This is a genomic window from Zunongwangia mangrovi (assembly GCF_900112105.1).
Classification (GTDB): domain Bacteria; phylum Bacteroidota; class Bacteroidia; order Flavobacteriales; family Flavobacteriaceae; genus Zunongwangia; species Zunongwangia mangrovi.
Genome location: NZ_FOKV01000011.1, coordinates 1 through 19,822, shown reverse-complemented (window position 1 = coordinate 19,822; position 19,822 = coordinate 1). Strand labels below are relative to the sequence as shown.

General features: G+C 35.9%; 13 protein-coding genes and 1 pseudogene. 10 read left to right on the top strand and 4 right to left on the bottom strand.

Going from position 1 to position 19,822, the window contains the following annotated elements:
• Positions 1–34 precede the first annotated feature (34 nt).
• On the top strand, positions 35–667 hold the full coding sequence (locus tag BM201_RS16845) for an immunoglobulin-like domain-containing protein (RefSeq protein ID WP_175487079.1): 633 nt from the start codon (positions 35–37) through the stop codon (positions 665–667).
• A 49-nt stretch (positions 668–716) separates the two neighbouring features.
• Positions 717–1,184 carry a lipid-binding protein gene (locus BM201_RS16840; protein WP_175487078.1) on the top strand — a complete coding sequence of 156 codons (468 nt, stop codon included), beginning with the start codon at positions 717–719 and terminating at the stop codon, positions 1,182–1,184.
• 224 nt (positions 1,185–1,408) lie between these two features.
• Here the strand turns inward: BM201_RS16840 and BM201_RS18385 are convergent.
• From BM201_RS18385 to BM201_RS18175, 4 genes and pseudogenes are all read right to left on the bottom strand, one after another.
• A pseudogene (locus tag BM201_RS18385) lies at positions 1,409–1,614 on the bottom strand (helix-turn-helix domain-containing protein); the annotation flags it as partial.
• Positions 1,615–1,826: 212 nt separating this feature from the next.
• Positions 1,827–2,450, bottom strand: a complete 624-nt coding sequence (locus BM201_RS16835) for a hypothetical protein (protein ID WP_092544776.1) — start codon at positions 2,448–2,450, stop codon at positions 1,827–1,829.
• A gap of 37 nt (positions 2,451–2,487) precedes the next feature.
• Positions 2,488–3,402: an AraC family transcriptional regulator gene (locus tag BM201_RS16830; protein WP_092544774.1), complete on the bottom strand. Its 915-nt coding sequence runs from the start codon at positions 3,400–3,402 to the stop codon at positions 2,488–2,490.
• A 52-nt stretch (positions 3,403–3,454) separates the two neighbouring features.
• On the bottom strand, positions 3,455–3,595 hold the full coding sequence (locus BM201_RS18175) for a hypothetical protein (protein WP_175487077.1): 141 nt from the start codon (positions 3,593–3,595) through the stop codon (positions 3,455–3,457).
• A 115-nt stretch (positions 3,596–3,710) separates the two neighbouring features.
• Here BM201_RS18175 and BM201_RS16825 point away from each other — a divergent pair, with 115 nt between their 5' ends.
• The 8 genes from BM201_RS16825 to BM201_RS16790 all read left to right on the top strand — a co-directional run.
• The gene (locus BM201_RS16825) at positions 3,711–5,099 is read left to right on the top strand and encodes a hypothetical protein (RefSeq protein ID WP_139219269.1); all 1,389 of its coding nucleotides are present in this window, start codon (positions 3,711–3,713) and stop codon (positions 5,097–5,099) included.
• A gap of 83 nt (positions 5,100–5,182) precedes the next feature.
• A complete protein-coding gene (locus BM201_RS16820) occupies positions 5,183–8,200 on the top strand; it encodes a SusC/RagA family TonB-linked outer membrane protein (RefSeq protein WP_092544770.1) in 3,018 nt (1,005 codons plus the stop codon).
• Positions 8,201–8,202: 2 nt separating this feature from the next.
• Positions 8,203–9,783 carry a RagB/SusD family nutrient uptake outer membrane protein gene (locus BM201_RS16815; protein ID WP_092544768.1) on the top strand — a complete coding sequence of 527 codons (1,581 nt, stop codon included), beginning with the start codon at positions 8,203–8,205 and terminating at the stop codon, positions 9,781–9,783.
• Positions 9,783–11,429, top strand: a complete 1,647-nt coding sequence (locus tag BM201_RS16810) for a glycoside hydrolase (protein ID WP_092544766.1) — start codon at positions 9,783–9,785, stop codon at positions 11,427–11,429. Before BM201_RS16815 ends, BM201_RS16810 begins: the two co-directional genes overlap by 1 nt.
• 201 nt (positions 11,430–11,630) lie before the next feature.
• Positions 11,631–13,220, top strand: a complete 1,590-nt coding sequence (locus tag BM201_RS16805) for a glycoside hydrolase (protein ID WP_175487076.1) — start codon at positions 11,631–11,633, stop codon at positions 13,218–13,220.
• 9 nt (positions 13,221–13,229) lie between these two features.
• Positions 13,230–14,624, top strand: coding sequence for a sugar porter family MFS transporter (locus tag BM201_RS16800; protein WP_092544762.1), 1,395 nt, complete (start codon positions 13,230–13,232; stop codon positions 14,622–14,624).
• Positions 14,625–14,719: 95 nt separating this feature from the next.
• Positions 14,720–18,034 (top strand): DUF5107 domain-containing protein, encoded by a 3,315-nt coding sequence (locus BM201_RS16795; protein WP_092544760.1) that lies wholly within the window; start codon positions 14,720–14,722, stop codon positions 18,032–18,034.
• A 45-nt stretch (positions 18,035–18,079) separates the two neighbouring features.
• The coding region (locus BM201_RS16790; protein WP_394333750.1) for a sugar-binding domain-containing protein at positions 18,080–19,822 on the top strand (1,743 nt) is incomplete at its 3' end.

Genomic DNA, 19,822 nt, shown 5'->3' with positions numbered 1-19,822 from the left:
TAAAATGAATAAAATAAAATATATATTATTCTTTATGGCTACGGCAACACTTTTTAATAGTTGTAGCCCGGAAGACCCAATAACCTCAGAGGTAACCTATTATCCAGAATTAAATTTACTAGGTGATGCAACAGTTTTGGTAGAACAAGGAACAAGTTTTGATGATCCTGGTATTGAGGCTATTATTCAGGGTGAGAGTGTGGAATATGAAACGAATGGAAATGTAGATACTGCTATTCCGGGGATGTATTCTCTATCTTATAGTGTGGAGAATGAAGATGGTTTTGCGGCCACAGTGGATCGAACCATATATGTTTATGAAAACAATGGTAGTATTGCCGGCTTCTGGTATGGATCTTCAGGTAATGGTTCTGAATTTCCGGTACTGATCACTTCGACTGCTGATCCGAACGTTTTCAATATTACTGATGTCCTAGTGGGACACTATGAATACGGGGTAAATTATGGTCCCAATTATGCCGTACCGTCGACGATTACGGTGAATGGAGATAATATCAGTTCTCCTGGAGGATCAAATGCCTTCGGTGTTTGGACTGTTGATGCCCCTTCAATTTCAGCAGATAAGACGACCATGAACTGGGGAGCAACACTAGCTTCACAAAGTTTTAGTTTATCTGGATTAAGGCTTGATAAAGTAACTCCTTAAGTAAATTTAAAAATTAAAAGAAATGAATATAAGATATAATGCAATACTGTTGGTATTCCTGTCTTGCTTCTTTTTTTCCTGTGAGGATGATGGATATGCAGACTATGATGCCGGTCAAACGAATACAAAAGAATTAAGTGGAGAATGGTATGTGTCAATTTATTCCATGAGTGGAGAGGAACTATCTGGATACTATTTACTTTCAACTTATAATACTGCTGATAATGATAACACTATTTTTGTTGATGATAATGAAAATTTATTTCCCTTAAAGGTAAAAGCTACCGGAGATGTTGAAAATTTAAACTTTTCAACTACGGATGCTGCAAACCTTTACGATGAAGAAGGAGTGGCCACGATTACAGAAGGATTAATTATTCCTAATGGAACTAAGGCTTCAGGAAGTAGAACAGTTGTTGATAGTCTATCGTTTCAAATAGAATTGGCGAATGACCCTGATAGTCCTTATATCGTTGCAGGGTATAGAGATACTGGTTTTGCTGAAGATGATCATTAACATGATTCTTCTTTAGTTATATTGTTGAGTGAAAAGCAGGTAGAAATACCTGCTTTTTTTTAGAATTTAAGATGAGATTGATATGATTAAATATACCTGAAACTTACCTATAACTGGGTATTGCTTTCCATGTTAATTTAGCTTACTATTGTTTACTTAAGTTTTTAAAATTTGAGGTTTGAAAGCCTAGGTAAACCTAGCCGTTACGCTACAGAAATTTTGGGAAAGTCGTCTTTAGCTAACCAATTGGCTAATGTCGAATCGTATTTATCATCTTTATTAACGACAAGCTTATTGATTTCTCTGGATATGGTAGATCTAGCTCTGTTTAGTTTTTTGGCGATAAAGGCTTTCGGTTTTTTTGATCAATCAGTGTCTGAATAATGACTCTTTTTTTGAAGGATAATCGTTTATATTTTTTGGTCTTCATTTGAACAAATCTAAGGATATGATTTGTTGCGTTGAGTTATTGAATCCGGGAATGTTTCTTTAAATGTTGCCTAACGGTTCGCATATGGCTTGTGGCGGTTTCGAAGCACTTTCCTGTCTGCCCGTGATGAACTTTGCTACGGAGCGAAAACTTTGCTGGTAGCCGTTTACCCACCATAAGCTATATGCTTTGTTATGGGCTGCCTTTTATTTTTAATTCACTTTATAAATCATTTCGTAGTCATGGGCTGTCACAAACATTGGTATTTTGCTCCATTCACTTTCTTCGTTCATATAGGTCTCTCGAAAAAGTTCTTGTAATCGCAGGATAACAAGTAGTTCACAGACCTCATATGCCTGTTTAATATTTGGTTCTTCAAATCTGTTGTTTTCGTGAATGTCTTCAAAGGCTTTTTGAATGTCTTCAAAACCTGTAATTGTCAAGTCATTTGCAGTTGAGTCATAAAAGTCACTCAACCATTCCCAATCTGTCAAACTGTAATTTTTAAAAGAGAATAGGTCAATAAACCAACGGTCATAGTTGATTGTGAAACCATTCATTTCGCAATAGTATGCCGCAGGTTTTACTTCTTTTCCAGAGCCGAATAGATTTTTTATAAATCCTTGTTTCTTCCTTAAAACTTCTTTTGTCGACTTGTCAAATTCGTTTATGTATTTTGCCAAGTCAGAAGTCAAATGCAATAAGTTCTTGTCAATAATTTTGTGAAAGTCAGTTGTCGGAATCTTTTTCAATTCCTGTTCTGCCAAAGCAATTGCTTCGTCAAGTTTTTTGCTTTCGAGAAGTTCGGATAGTTTATCTGCTAATTCAAAGTTCATTGATTACAGTCGGTTTTTTAGGTTGCCCATACGCGTATTAAGAAGTTTTACTCTTTTTTGGAGTGTGATATTCTTTTCGGTATTTGGATGGAGACATTCCCATAAGTTTTTTAAATGCTCTTGAATAGTAATAAGGATCTTCGTATCCAATTTTATTACAGATTTCTTTCACTCTTAAATCTGTAAAATATAAGTATTGGCAGGATTTTTCAATTTTAAGCTTATTGAAGAATTGGATAGGGGAGTAACCGGTTTTCTTTTTAAATATTTCTGAATAACGAGAAACTGAAAGATTATATTTTTCTGCCAGAAATTCTATTTTGATGTTTTTATCCAGATTAGAGTTTAAATAATTGATGGAGTTGGAAATAATATCAGCTTTAACTTCAGTCGTGTTAATATCCTTATAATAGATCATTTCCATAACGGTATTAAAAAGGCTTAGATTTGCAAATTCAATACCGTAGATGTCGTAACCAGATTCCAGAACATTCATTACTTTAATGAAATTTTTCTGTCTTCTTTCGCTTCTGGGGATAGAGATCACAGGAAAGTTAGATTTACGTTTGTAGTGTTGGTACAATAAATTTCCTTTATCTCCCAAAAAATGACACCAAAAAATCGTCCAGGGATTATTTATAGAGCTTCGATAGTGATGTGCGATATCTGGTGGGATAATTATAAAAGAATTTGGAGGTAAAAAGTAAGTATTATCTGCAAGTTCTACGCTGCCTTTTCCTTCTACGCAATAAAGTAAAATATATTCTTTGCTGCCTGTTTTTCTTTTTCGGTCATGATAATGAGCCTGCGGATAATAGCCAATAGCAGTGGTATAGAAATCTTTAATTAATGGATTGTTTAGGATTTCGATTTTAATGTTGGGAGGGGTGGTCACCATTCGTTGTCCTATGAAGCCTTCTTTTACTTTTTTATTTTCCGAATGATTGTCCATATTTCAAATTTAGTAAAATAATTGTTTCTTTTAGAGATATTGAAGGTTGTTCTTAGAATTGTAATTCAGGCCAGTGGTATAAAGGCTTAGCACCTTTTTTATATAGATTTGTAATGACTTTTTCAATTTTAATAAAATAGAGACTTTCTTTAAAGGTCGTAATATTATCCATTTTATCAAAGGTTTCTTCCATTTTAGTAGGTTACGAAAACGTTATATTTGTTTGCGTATTTGTCATTTTTACTAGTATTTTTTTAGAGCAACTAAAAAAATAACAACTATAAATTAGTAATCTTAAAATATTTACTTTGAAGAAAATTACATTTTTTTTCGGTTTAATGATCACGATGGCTTTGATATCCCTTTCATGTAGCCAGGATGATGATCAGGTTGTAAATTCTTCCCCAGAGTTTGTAAACCTAATAGAAGAGATATCTTCTTTGCCGGGCCAGACGTTTAGAATACAGGGGACAATAGAAGATGCAGCGGGTATAAGGTCTATACAATTAGAAAATCAGGAATGGTTTTTAGATAAAAGCATCGTTAAAGATTCACTTCCTACGACTTATCAGTTAGATTATCAATTTAAAGTTCCAGATGGTGCAGTAGAAAATAGTGAACATACTATACTTTTAACTGCTGTAAACTCTGGAGGAGTTGCTACGCAGCAAGAAGTAGTGGTAACTTTAGATGCCGATATCCAAATTCCTGAAATTACCATTAATAGTCCTGCTAATGGAGCCACCGTTTTAATAGCAGATGGAGACGAAATACAATTAGATATTCTTATTAATGATAACAGGGAGTTAAGCCAGTTTACCATAGAGAGCGAATTACTTAGTGAAAGTATTAGCTATACAGGAACAAGTGCAAACTACCAAAATAGTTTGGATGTCGATGTGCCTGGTTTATATTCATTTACATTTACGGCTATAGATGCTTCAGGAAACGTGGCTACAGCTTCAACTGAAATAAGTGTAGTTGAAGACTTAAACTTCCGCAGAATGTATTTAGCAGATACAGATGGTGAAGCCGAATTTACTTCAGCTCTTGCCGGGTATCCTTATAGTACAAATGCAAGTACAGAGGCAGGGGAAGAAGGTTATGTTTTTAATGTAAGATATTATGCAGAATCGGCAAATACTAATGTAAGATTTGTAGCTCAGGATACTGGTTTTGGTCCATTTGTGTTTGGTGCTCATCCAGAAGATGACGGAGAATTAATGATTGGTTCGGATGAAACCATCACACCAATAGTATTACCAGAAATTGGATACTACGATCTATCTATAGATTTAAGAGATTTAAGCTACTCTGTAACTGCTGTAACAAATTTAGGTACGCCAAACATTGCAGGATTTACAGGAGTTTATGCTACCGGAACAGGTATGATTATTAATGGACAAAGCATAGATGCTTATAATCCTGCAGCCTCAGCTCCTTTAGAGGTAGATCCAAATAATCCTTTCCGTTATACAGCTACTGTACAATTTAATGCCGATAATGGTTCTTTCATATTTGTTGGAAACCAAGAGAATTGGGGAGTTTTCTGGAGATTGGATAATTCTTCTTTAGAAGATGCATCTGCAATTGTACCACAGGGCGGAATAGAATGTGGTTTCGATCAACAATACAATGGAGATTATATGCTTACCGTAGATATTCATTTAAACACATTTAGATTAACACAATTATAGTTTTGATAGGCTAACATATAATTCTTAGTAGTTAAAAACTAGAATTTTAAATAGCGGTCAATAAAACTTTTTAAATAGAAAATATGAAAATTATAAGCAAACTAATTCTTTTTCTATTGTTCAGTAATTCTGTTTTGTATGCACAAAAAGAAGTTACAGGAACGATTAAAGATGAAGCCGGTACTTTATTGCCTGGTGTAAATATTTCAGAAAAAGGAACAAGTAATGGTACTGTTAGTGATTTTGATGGAAATTTTACAATTTCAGTTGAGGAAAACGCAGTTTTAGTTTTTAGTTATCTGGGGTTTCAGGCTCAGGAAATTGAGGTATCTGGTAAAAGTGTATTAAATGTAGTAATGGCTAATGACCAGGAGGCCTTAAGTGAAGTTGTTGTAATTGGTTATGGTGCTATAGAAAGGGATAAAATTTCAAGTTCGGTTTCTACCGTAGAAGGGGAAGAATTAACCAAAGTTACGGCAAGTAACCCTGCTGAGAGTTTACAGGGTAAAGCAGCGGGAGTGCAGGTGTTATCTGGAGGAGGAAATCCAGGTGCGAGTCCGCAGATCTTAGTACGAGGAATTACTTCTAATAATGGAACGCAACCCCTAATTGTATTAGATGGTGTGCCATTAGCACAGGGAACATCGCTAAATTTTCTTAACCCAAATGATATTAAAAACTTCCAGATCTTAAAGGATGCTTCAGCTTCAGCAATTTATGGATCTAGAGCTTCTAACGGTGTAGTTTTAATTACAACGAAAAGGGGAGCTGCTGGGAAACCAACGATCAATTTCGATTTCTCGCAGGGATTCCAGCGTTTAGAGAAAATAAATGTTGCCAATGCAGATGAGTATATCCAGGTAATGAATTTAAGGAGAACTAACGATGGTAGTGCTCCTATTTATGATCAGGCAGACTATAATACAAGTACAGATTGGTGGGACGAAACGATAGAAAATTTTGCTCCGGTAACCAATCTTAATTTACGAGCATCTGGAGGTTCAGAAAACATAAAATATGCGGCTAGTGTTAGTTACTTTAAGCAGGAATCTAATTATAGTAAAGGCTTTTACGAAAAAGTAACCGCTAGATTTAATACAGATTTTCAAATATCTGATAAGATTTCGATAAAACAGGATATCAATCCAAGAGTTGAGAGCTATGGAAATACACCAAATGTATTATACAATGTTCTAAGAATAGATCCTTTAACTCCTGTTTATTTACCGCAAGACGAACGTACGGGTAACATTTTTAGTATTTATGAAGGGAGTAATAACCAGGTTCCAAATCCTGTTGGTAGCATTGCAAGACTTTTTAATGAGACCAAGTTTTTTGGATTAATGTCTAATACGCAGTTTAATTACGAAATAATTGATGGATTAAACTTCAATTCTCAATTAGGACTTAATATAAACCATGCCCGTCAGGATGTATTTAATCCTACATTTTTTACAACTCCAAACGAGCAACGACAAATTAATAATGTAACCAGAAGAGTAGATGAGAATTTTAATTATGTGTGGAATAACACGATTAATTATACTCAGGATTTCGGAAAACATTATTTGAATGTTTTAGGAGGAGTGTTATTCGATTCTCAAACTTACAATTACGTTTCTGCATACAGGGAAGAATTACCAAGTGATGAAAACCCTGATCTACGTTATATCGATGCTGCAGCCGGCGAAGGCGTTTCAGTAGGAGGAAACGAAGCTGTGGAGACCATTTTCTCTGGAATCTTTAGAGGGATCTACACTTACGATGATCGTTATTTCTTTACCGGGACGATACGTGCGGATGAATCTTCAAAATTTGCTGAAGGTAATCGTTTAGGTGTGTTTCCTAGTGTTTCTGTAGCATGGGATGTAGATTCTGAAGAATTCTTTAATGTAGATTTTATCAATAACCTAAGATTTAAAGCAGGTTATGGGCAAATAGGAAATCAGAATATCGATAGAAACGGACAGTTCTTTTCAATTGGAACAGGAAATTACGTTTTTGGCGGTAGCCGAGTAGTGTCTAACTACTTATCTCAGTTTGGTAATCCAGCTTTACAATGGGAGACTGTAGAAGATAAAAACGTAGGTTTAACGATGGCAATTTTTGATAATGCATTAGATTTCTCTGTAGAATACTATGAGAAAACTTCACAAGATCTTCTGTTTAATGTTGAGTTGCCTAACTATACCGGTATTCCTGGTCTTGTTGCCCAAAACGTAGGTAGTTTTGAATCTAAAGGATGGGATATTCAGGTTGGATACAATAAAACCTGGGGAGATTTTGATATGGATTTAAACATGAATGTTTCTACAAACCAAAGTAAAGCTGTTGCTCTGGCGCCAGGAAACGAGCAATTGTTTGGCCAGAATAGAGAAGACTTGGGTAACCGTTTTATTAAGATTACTGAATTAGGTCGTACAGTTGGATTGTTCTATGGATTTGAGACCGATGGAATATTTCAGAATCAAACCGAGATTAATGCACACTCTTCTGAAAACGGGCAGTTAATTCAGCCAGATGCACAACCAGGAGATTTAAAGTTTGTAGATACGAATAACGACGGTGTATTAAATGATGATGACTTAACAACAATTGGTAATCCATTTCCAGATTTTTATGGTGGATTTACCGCGAATATGAGTTATAAAGACTTTGATTTTTCAATGCAATGGTATGGCTCTTTTGGTAACGATGTGTTTAATTACCCTCGTACTTTTATGAATGCCGGTACGCAGGATGTAAATATTGCAGCAGGAACTTTAGGCAGAGTTTGGACTCCAGAAAATCCATCTGCAGAATTTCCAAGATTAACACTTAATGATAGAAACGGAAATTATCAAAGACCTTCCAGCTTATTTATAGAAGATGCGTCATACTTAAGATTACGTAACGTACAGTTTGGATATAATCTGGACATTAAAGGATTTCAGAAATTCAGAGTTTATGTTTCTGGTCAAAACCTGTTTACTATTACAGATTACTCAGGTTTCGATCCTGAAGTTTCTGCCGGAGGTGATATTATAAATGACTTCGGAATAGATTACGCAAGATATCCAGTGTCTAAAACGTATTTAGTTGGACTTAACTTAACACTATAGTAATGAGAAGAATATATATATTAATAGCAATTGTAGGAGGATTAGTGCTGAATGCCTGTGATAAAGATGATTTTTTAGATCAACCACTTAGAGGTAGACAGCAGCTTGATGATTATTTTAGTACCGCAGAGAATTCTGAACTTTTTGTAAACTCTATTTATTCACAGGTAAATGGAGAAAGTTGGTATCAAATCGAGTTTTTTAGGCAAATCTGCGAAATGTCTACAGATGATAACTGGGCAGGAAACACAGAGCAACCTAGGCCCGATATTACAGGTATCGCGGCGTATAACGTTTTTCCGGGTTCTTCGTATATTAACTCATTTTGGGAATTTACTTATATCGGGATTACAAGAGCGAATATTGCTTTAGAAAGAATTCCTGAAGTAGAAATGGACGAAGACTTAAAAAGTAGATTGTTAGCAGAGGCAAGATTTCTTAGAGCATGGTATTATTTTGATCTGGTAAGGAACTTTGGTGGAGTGCCAATTGTAACAACTTATACTGAATTATTAGAGCCAGAAATTCGTGATGTAACCAGATCTTCTGAAGATGAGGTTTATGATTATGTAGAGAGCGAATTGGAATTAGCAATTCCAGATTTACCTTTAAAAAGCGAGTATGCTGCCAATGATCTTGGAAGAGCAACAAGAGGAGCTGCACAAACTTTATTAGCAAAAGCTTATTTATATCGTGAAAAATGGCCAGAAGCAAGAGATATGGCGGCACAGGTAATTCAATCTGGGCAATATCAATTAGAGCCTAATTTTGCAGATATTCATTCTGTAAATAATCATCACGGTGTAGAATCTATTTTTGAAGTAGAAATGATCACTAATTTTCAGTTTACTGATATTGGCGGTACTATTTCTACAACTTCAGGAAGTAGAACCGATCAGGGTTGGGGTTGGTGTGTGCCAAGTAGCGATCTTGAGAATGCCTTTTTAGAAGAGGGTGATGAGGTTCGTTTACGTTCTACCATCATAAAACATGGTGAGCCTGTTTTTGGCGATCCAGAAGTTGAATCTTTTGATGCGGCACCTACAAGAAACAAATCTGGTAGAATTAATCGAAAAGCTTATATCCCAATTGCAGATAGAGAATCTCCATATATGATTGGGCAGCATGCTTTACCGGTAATTAGATTTAGATTGGCTGATGTGATTCTTATTCATGCAGAAGCGGCTTATTTTTCTGGAAATGAGCAGGCTGCATTAGAGTCTTTACGTCAAATTAGAGAACGAGTTTCTTTAGATACCGATATGTCATTAAGCGGGGTAGAACTTCGTGATGCCATCTGGAAAGAAAGAAGATTGGAATTAGCTTTGGAACAACAACGTCTTTACGATTTAAGAAGACAACGTGTAAATGGGATGCCTCGTATAGCATCTATTTTAGGACCAAATGGATCTTTCGTTGAGTACAATACAGAAGAAAGTACAGATCCTTTTGAAACTACAAACCTTGGTGAAGCTCAAAATAAAGGAGCTTTATTCGATCCAAGTGTACATATGCTTTGGCCAATTCCGCCAGAGGAAATTCAGCTTTCCAGAGGAAATATTACTCAAAACCCAGGATACTGATGAAATGGTTTGATAAAGGGATAAGTAGGCGAGAAATCAAATTCTTATCCTTTATTTTTTTAGCGGTTTTTGTTGCTTCTTGCGAACAAGATAACTTTACAGATCCAAATGCCGAGATTCCCGAAAATGACGGTATAATTTTGAACTTTAATACCACATTTCAATCAATAGATCATTTTGGAGCTTCGGGTGGTTTTCAGGATCAATGGGTTGGAGAATGGCCGGCAGAGAGTAAGGAGCCGATTGCTGAATTATTATTTAGTAATGAAGTAGATAATCAGGGAAATCCTCTTGGAATTGGTTTAACCTTATGGAGAACTGTTATTGGTGACGGTGCTGCAGATCAGATCAACAGTGGTTTTAGCCCAGCCGCCTGGTTTAGAGAAACCGAGAGTTACCTTAATAGCGATCTTACTTACGATTGGAGTAAGCAACAGGGCGAACAATGGTTTTTATCTAAGGCTAAAGAATACGGAGTCGAAAAGTTTTCAGCCTGGGCAACAACACCGCCTTACTTTTTAACTGAAAATGGATATACCTTCAGTACAAATGATGTAGCAGGGTTTAATTGTCCAGAAGAAAATTACCAGGCGTATGCCGATTTTTTAGCTGAGGTAATGAATTATTATGCGAGTGAAGGTTATGATTTTGAAACGGTTTCAGCCTTTAATGAAACTCAGTATGAATGGAATGCCAATATTGGGGAAGCTACCCAATCTGGAACCAAAGCTTTTAATGCTGAAATAGCTGAATTTTTAAGAGTAGCGAATGCTGTTTTTGATGAAAAAAATGTTAGTACCAAACTTATGATTTCTGAAGCTGCTCAGCTAAGAAATCTTTATGAAGGCTCAGATAATACAACAAATCAGATCGAAGAATTCTTCAATTCATCAAGTCCTAATTATATAGGTGATCTAGATCATGTATCAAATCACGTAGCTGGCCATAGTTATTTTAGTAATGCGACTACAAACGAGTCTGTAATGCAAAGAAGATCACTTCGTTCTAAGATCGAACAAATGGGGAGTGGTTTAGATTACTGGCAAACAGAGTATAGTATTTTAGGTAGCGATTATCAGCAAAATCAAAACATAAATTCTTTTGAAGAAATAGATTATGCGCTATGGTTAGCAAAGATCATTCATACAGATTTGGTTTTTGGAAATGCAACAGGTTGGAGCTTTTGGACAGCGCTTAATCAATCGTCTTACGAAGATCATCCATTTCGATTTAATTTAATTTTCTACGAGTCAAATGTCAATGGACCATCGAATACTAATGGTTCCTTTACACCGGTAAAAAACTTGTGGGCATTAGGGAATTATAGCCGATTTGTACGTCCAGATATGCTACGTTTTGAAGTCGTGGATCCAGACTATAGAGATGCTTTACAGTCTGTAGATAATTTTATGATTTCTGGATATAAATCAAATCGTGAAATAGTGCTGGTACTAATTAATAGAACGGGCAGTAGTAGAGCAATCAATTTTGAAGGATATGGAGACTCTTTTTCTGTAATTAATGATCGCTTCGAAATGTACACAACCTCCGGTAGTAGCAATTTAGAAAGAACAGAAGTAAGTCCTGTTGATCTTGAAATTCCTGCAAAATCGATAGTTACCTTAAAGGCGATATTGGTCGAATAACAAGCAATTTTTTAAAGAGGACTCCTGTCTAATTTTTGAATTTACTTTTAAGATACTTAAACTCCTTAAAATGGATATCAAGGTCTTAAAAATCGGAATATTATCCATTATTTGAATATCTCAATCCATTTTATGGGTGCTTATGTTCTGTTATTTTTGGATAAATGTCTAGGAACATTGTCATTTAATAATTATCATAGTTTGAACACTACATCTAATCTTTATACTAAAGCTTTTAGGTTTGTAATTTTTACAATACTATTAACTTTTAATTGCTTTTCTCAATCGATTGAAATTTCGATAGATCCAACAAAAAAGTTTCAGGATATCGACGGTTTTGGAGCTTCAGATGCCTGGAGAACTCAATTTGTAGGAAAGAACTGGCCTGATAAGAAAAAGCAACAAATCGCAGATTGGCTGTTTAGTAAAGAGATTGATAAAAATGGAAACCCTAAAGGAATCGGGCTTTCTATCTGGAGATTTTATATTAGTGCGGGAAGTACAGAGCAGGGCGAAGCATCTGGAATTAAGAATGAGTGGAGAAGAGGAGAATCTTTTATCGATGAATCTGGAAATTACGATTGGAATAAACAACAAGGGCAGCAATGGTTTTTAAATGAAGCTAAGGATGCCGGGGTAGATAAATTCTTAGCTTTTTCTATCGCAGCACCCTATTTCTGGTCTAAGAACGATAAGGCTTATGCGCCACTTACGGGTGGATCTATAAATCTTCAACCAAACTATTTTGATGAATATTCTCGGTTTTTAGTAGAAATTATAGATCATTTTGAGCAGGAAGGAATTCATTTTGATTATCTGAGCCCAATTAACGAACCACAGTGGGAATGGGAGAAAGGTAGCCAGGAAGGTACGCCTGCAAAAAACAATGAGATTAGTGATTTAGTAGCTATGTTGGATAAGGATCTGCGATCGAAGGATCTTTCAACTTCTATAATCCCAGGAGAGGCAGCAGATCTTAGATATCTGTATAGTCGCTTTGAAAAACCAGATAGAGATAATCAAATAGAAGCTTTCTTTAGCAAAGACAAAAAAGAGCCTGAAACATACATTAGAGATCTGCATTCAGTAGAACCTATTATTTCAGGTCACAGCTATTTTACGACGTGGCCGGTAGATTCTTTGATTACGATAAGAAGAAAACTAAATAATAAGTTACAAAAAAATGATCTTGAATACTGGCAAAGTGAGTTCTGTATTTTAGAAAATTCTGATGATATCGGTGGCGGAAGCAAACGTGATCTTGGAATTAATACGGCACTTTATGTAGCAAGAGTTATTCATGCAGATTTAACTTTAGCAAATGCAAGATCCTGGCAGTGGTGGACGGCGCTTACAATTGCAGATTTTAAAGACGGCTTAATTTATTTAGATACCGGTGATCCAAAAAATATGTATGATCAGGAATCTTTAAAATACGACGGCGAATTTCACGATTCTAAGCTTTTATGGGCTTTAGGAAATTATTCTCGATTTGTAACACCTAGGATGCAAAGGATCTCGGCAGTTAGTAATTCTGCTTTACCTGAAGAAGAACAGTTTAAAGATCTTATGGTATCAGCATATTACGATGCTACCAATAATAAATCTGTGGTGGTGTTGATCAACTATTCTGAAGAAGAAAAAAATATTGATCTTAAATCAACTAATCTGAACCTGGATTCGGCTTACGAAACTTCAGAAGCCAGTGATTTGGGTTATAGAGCAATTAATAAAAATCAGGTGAAGTTAGCACCAAAAAGTATAACTACTTTAACGGGGAAATTTCACTAAACATATATTATGGGGACATCTAAATTCAATTTTAAATACTTACTGTTTATTGCCCTTGTTTCGGCAATGGGAGGTTTGCTTTTTGGTTACGACTGGGTGGTGATTGGTGGAGCAAAGCCTTTTTATGAGTTGTATTTTGATATAAACGAAATACCTTCCTTACAAGGTTGGGCCATGAGTAGTGCTTTGATAGGCTGTATTTTTGGAGCGGTTTTATCTGGTGTTGCAGCAGATAAATTTGGTAGAAAAATTCCTTTAATCGTTGCTGCCACCTTATTTACATTTTCGGCATTTGGAACAGGCTATGTAGATAGTTTTACCTGGTTTATTGTTTATCGATTAATTGGCGGTTTAGGAATTGGTCTAGCGTCTACGCTTTCTCCAATGTATATTGCTGAAGTTACTCCTGCAAAATATAGAGGGCAATTTGTATCCATTAATCAGCTTACGATCGTTTTAGGGATGTTGGCAGCGCAAATTGCCAATTATACTATTGCTGAAGATATTCCAGATAGTTTTACGAGCCTGGATATTTTAAATTCATGGAACGGGCAATCTGGTTGGCGCTTTATGTTTTGGGCAGAGCTTATCCCGGCAGGTTTATTTTTCCTATTAATGTTTTTAGTTCCTGAAAGTCCAAGGTTTTTAGTAAGAGCAGGAAAAGATGATTCAGCTTTAAAAACTTTAGAAACCATTGGAGGCAAAGATTACGCGAATACTGAAGTTATTAGTATGAAGCAAAGTCTTGGCCAGACGAAAAAGAAGATTAGTCTTAGTGATTTAACCAGTTTAAAAATACGTCCTATTCTAATAATTGGGATCGTACTGGCATTCTTTCAGCAATGGTGTGGTATTAATATCATCTTTAATTATGCTGAAGAAATTTTTACGGCAGCAGGTTATACTGTTGGTGATATGCTTTTCAATATCATCATTACAGGGAGTGTAAATGTGCTATTCACTTTTGTAGCTATGAAAACCGTAGATAGCTGGGGACGTAGAAAATTAATGTTGTTTGGATCTTCTGGTCTTGCTATCGCCTATGCATTATTGGGAGGAGCATATTATTTTCAATTTAATGGATTTCCTGTTCTATTGATCGTAATTATAGCAATAGCAATTTATGCGATGTCTTTAGCACCAATTACCTGGGTAGTATTGGCCGAAATTTTCCCTAATCGTATTAGAGGAGTAGCAATGTCTATAGCGACATTCTCGCTTTGGGTGGCGTCATTTATTTTAACCTATACGTTCCCAATTTTAAATGAAGCTTTAGGAGCCTATGGAACATTTTGGATCTATAGCGGAATTTGTGTTCTTGGTTTCTTATTTATAAAGAGCAGGCTACCCGAAACTAAAGGAAAGAGTTTGGAAGAAATTGAAGCCGACTTCGAAAAAAAATAATCATATCTAAAAAATAAAGGTTTTTTGAATTCAGTCTAAAACTGATTCTTAATGCAGGAAAAAATTGTTTACTCAATAAAAGAAATTTGATCATTATGGAAAATGTAAAAGCTTGGAGGGATACGGTTGTAATACCAACTTATGAAGTTTATAAAGCTGAGAAATATCCCGTTTTTATCGAAAAAAGGGTTTATCAGGCAAGTTCGGGCGCAGTATATCCACATCCCGTTATAGAGAAAATTAGTGATGAGCCGGTAGATAAAGAATGGCAAGTAATCTATATTGAGAATGACTATATTAAACTTATGGTGATTCCAGCATTAGGCGGAAGAATCCAAATGGCTTGGGATAAGATAAGAGAACGTCATTTTGTATATTACAATCACGTGATCAAACCGGCTTTAGTTGGTTTAACCGGGCCTTGGATCTCAGGAGGAATTGAGTTTAACTGGCCACAACACCACCGTCCTAGTACTTATGATGCTACAGATTCTTATATCGAAAAAAACAAGGATGGTAGTGTAACTATTTGGGTGAGCGAGTTGGAACGTATGTTTAGAACTAAAGGAATGGCTGGTTTTACGCTGCATCCAGATAAAGCCTATTTAGAAATAAAAGGTCAGCTTTATAACCGTACGGTTCATCCGCAGACTTTTTTGTGGTGGGCCAATCCGGCAGTGGCGGTAAACGATCATTATCAGTCGGTTTTTCCACCTGATGTAAACGCTGTATTCGACCACGGAAAAAGAGACGTTTCAGAGTTTCCTATAGCAAAAGGAGAATATTACAAAGTAGATTATGCTCCGGGAACCGATATTTCCCGATATAAAAATATTCCGGTGCCTACTTCTTATATGGCGATCACGTCTAAATATGATTTTGTAGGAGGTTATGAAAATGATTCAAAAGGAGGATTATTACACGTGGCAAATCATCACGTTTCTCCCGGTAAAAAACAATGGACCTGGGGTAACGGAGATTTTGGACAAGCCTGGGATCGAAATTTAACCGATAATGATGGCCCGTATATCGAATTGATGTGTGGTGTTTATACCGATAATCAACCCGATTTTTCTTGGCTTCAGCCTTACGAAGAAAAAAGCTTTAAGCAATATTTTATGCCTTACTATAATGTAGGTGTTGTAAAAAATGCTTCCAAAGAAGCGCTTATCAATTTAGAAGAAGAGCAAGATGGCTTCAGAATAAAAGTTCACGTAACTTCAGTATATCCAAAAGCAACAGTGGTTTTAACTTCCGAAGAAAATGTGTTGTTTGAAACTGAAATAGACCTTGATCCGGCAAATGGATTAGAAGAACTTGTTGAAAAAAATGGAGCAGATTATCAAAACTTGCGTTTAACGGTGAAAACTGAAAAAGGAAAGAGCCTGGTAAGCTGGTCTCCATCTGATGATGAAGAAGGAGAAATTCCTGAAGCGGCTAAGGCAGCTAAAGAACCTAAAGCTATTGATAGTGTTGAAGAATTATTTTTAAACGGACTTCATCTTGAGCAATATCGCCACGCGACTTACGATCCTACGGCCTATTACCTGGAAGCTTTAAGACGCCAACCAGGTGATATAAGATGTAATAATGCAATGGGCTTATGGTATCTTAGAAAGGCACAATTCGAAAAAGCATTGCTTTATTTCGAAAAAGCCATTGAAACCTTAACGCTAAGAAATCCTAATCCTTATGATGGTGAAGCCTATTTTAATAAAGGAGTTACCCTAAATTATTTAGGCAGAAAAGATGAAGCTTACGAAGCATTTTATAAAGCCTGTTGGAATGCTGCATGGCAGGCCGCAGGATACTTCAACATTGCGCAGATCGATAGTTTTAAAGGAGATATAGATTCGGCTTTAGGGCATGTAGATAAGGCATTGGTATCTAACTGGCATAACCATAAAGCGAGACATTTAAAAGTAATTTTGTTACGTAAAGAAGGGCGTATTGAAGAAGGACTTCAGTTTATTGAAGATTCTTTAAAGATTGATCGTTTCAACTTTGGAGTTTTATTCGAAAAATATAAGATCAGTAATGCTGAAGAGGATCTTTCCGTTTTCAAAGAACTCCTTAGAGATTACGAGCATAATTACATCGAATTTGCATTGGATTATGCACAAGCTGGGGACTTTAATACTGCCATCGAATTGCTTTCGATATTTACTGAAAGTAAAGCGCAGTATTATCCTATGATCGCTTATTTTAAAGCCTATTTCTACGATCAGTTAGGAGATGCGGCAGCTGCTAAAAAGTATTTTGCTGAAGCGAAACAACAACCATCAGATTACTGTTTCCCAAATAGATTAGAAGAAGTATTGGTTTTAAGACGAGCGTTAGAAGTAGATAGTGAAGATGCCAGCGCAGCCTATTATCTAGGAAACTTCTGGTATGCCAATAAACAATATACTGAAGCGCAAAAATGTTGGGAACAGGCTGTAGAACATGGTGATCAAAATGCTATTGCGTACAGAAACCTATCATTACTTTATTACAATAAAACAGATCAAAAAGACCTTGCTAAAAAGCAATTAGAATATGCGTTTGAGCTTGATGGAAACGAACCCAGACTTTTAATGGAGTTAGATCAATTCTATAAAAAGACCAATGTTTCTATTGAAGATCGTTTTAAAATTTTAGAAAAGAATCTGGAATTAACCAATTTCAGAGACGATCTATATTTAGAATATATTTCGCTTCAAAACTTTAGAGGTAATCACAAAGAAGCTTTAGACTTAATTGAAAAACGACAATTTCATCCCTGGGAAGGTGGAGAAGGGAAAGTTTCTTATCAGCACGTAAATACCCACGTAGAGCTTGCAAAAATTGCTCTTAAAAATGGCGAATATCAAACTGCAATAACACATTTAGAAGCAGCACAGGTATATCCTCATAATTTAGGTGAAGGAAAATTATATGGCACTCAGGAAAATGATATTTTTTATTGGTTAGGTTGTGCTTACGATAAATTAGGTGAAAAGGAACAAGCTGAAGCAAGTTGGAAAACAGCAACTCAGGGAATTTCAGAACCTAGTCCGGCGATTTTCTATAACGACCAGCAACCCGATAAGATCTTTTATCAGGGACTGGCCTTCTTAAAATTGAACAACCAGGAAGAGGCTGAAAAAAGATTCCAAAAACTTTACAATTACGGTAAAGAACATATGGAAGACGAAGTGAAATTAGACTATTTTGCTATTTCACTACCCGATCTTCTAATTTGGGAAGAAGACCTTCAAGTACGTAATAAAATTCACTGTTATTACCTGATTGGTTTGGGAGCTATGGGACTTCAAAAAACCGAGGAAGCACAGCAGGCTTTTGATGCTTTAAAAGAATTAGATACGTATCATTTATCAGCACATATTCATGCTAAAATGATCAGTGATTTTAATACGGTAAGTTTATAAAACAAAGAGGCCTTTTACAAAGGCCTCTAAAAATGAAATACAATAATGTCATATTATACAAAAATCACCACTATTTTTTTGGTTGCTGTTTGTGTTTTGCAACTATCCTGTGTCTCAGAAAAGGAAGCAGAATCTAACAAAATCGATCTTTCTGGAGAATGGAGTCTTCGATTAGATTCTCTAGATACTGGCGCCAAGGAAAATTGGCAAACGGCCTGGGACGCAGAATCCCAAAAAGTGCAATTGCCCGGAACTTTAGATGAAGCCGGCATCGGTACAAAAGATACGCTTACGCCTGGGCTTAATAATTATGTGCTTTCCAGTCTAACACGTAAACGACAGTATATTGGGAAAGCCTGGTATCAAAAGCAAATTGAAATTCCTAAGAAATGGGAAGGGAAATCCTTGATGCTTAATCTGGAAAGAGTTTTATGGAAATCTACCGTTTTTGTGAACGGAGAAGAAGTAGGCTCTAGAGAAAGTTTGATCGGGAATCACCAATATGAGCTTTCAAATTTAAAAGCTGGCGAGAATACGATTAGTATTTTAATTGATAATTCAGATTTCTATCCAGATATTAATGTGATTGGCGATCGTTACCCGGTAAAAGTTAATCAGGAAATGGCGCATGCCTATACCAATCATACGCAGATTAAATGGAACGGTATTTTAGGAGATATTTCGATTAGACCTGTTAGCCAAAAGATCTTTAAAAGTGTTGAGGTTTATCCTGATACTAAAACTGGTATTTTGAATATTGAAGTTGCTACAGATAGTAGTACGTCTAAGCCAATTTCAGTAGAAGTTTTAGATAGCGAGGGAGCTTCAGTTTTTTCAGAATCTATTTCAGAATATTCCGAAGAAGAAAATAAAATTCAATTTCAGTTTTCCGTAGAAGGAGCTTTAGAAGAGTGGGACGAATTTAATCCGCAGCTTTATACGGTTCAGGTAGGTACTGAAGAAAAAAAGATCACCAAGACTTTTGGATATCGTAGCTTGAGCCATGATGGCGGAGAACTTACGCTAAATGATCACCGAATCTTTTTACGTGGGAATTTAGAATGCGTGATCTTTCCATTAACCGGCCGTCCGCCAATGCAAAAAGAGGAATGGTTAGATCTTTATCAAAAAGCTAAGGCCTATGGCTTAAACCATTTTAGATTTCATTCCTGGTGTCCTCCTGAAGCTGCTTTTGCTGCAGCCGATGAGATTGGAATGTACCTTCAGGTAGAATTGCCGCATTGGAGTTTAAAAGTTGGGGAAGACGAAAAAACATGGCAGTTTTTAGAAAGTGAAGCCGATAAGATCATTGCAGATTATGGGCATCATCCTTCGTTTCTATTTATGTCTATGGGGAACGAGTTAGAAGGAAACTTCGATTTATTAAATAATCTGGTTTCAGAATTAAAAGAGAAAGACACAAGACATTTATATGCGACTACAAGTTTTTCTTTTCAGCAACCGGTAGGAACTCGTCCAGAACCAGAAGATGAATTTTTTGTAACGCAGTGGACAGATAAAGGATGGATTCGCGGGCAAGGTGTTTTTAATGAATACAGCCCAAATTTTGAAACTGATTATACCGCAAATAGTCGTAATATAGAAGTGCCATTAATTTCTCACGAAATTGGACAATATTCAGTATATCCAGATATTAACGAGATCGAAGATTATACCGGTGTACTAAAGCCATCAAACTTTATAGCCGTAAAGGAAGATCTGGAAAAGAAAAATTTATTATCGCTTGCTCCAGACTTCACAAAAGCTTCTGGTAAACTTGCAGCGATG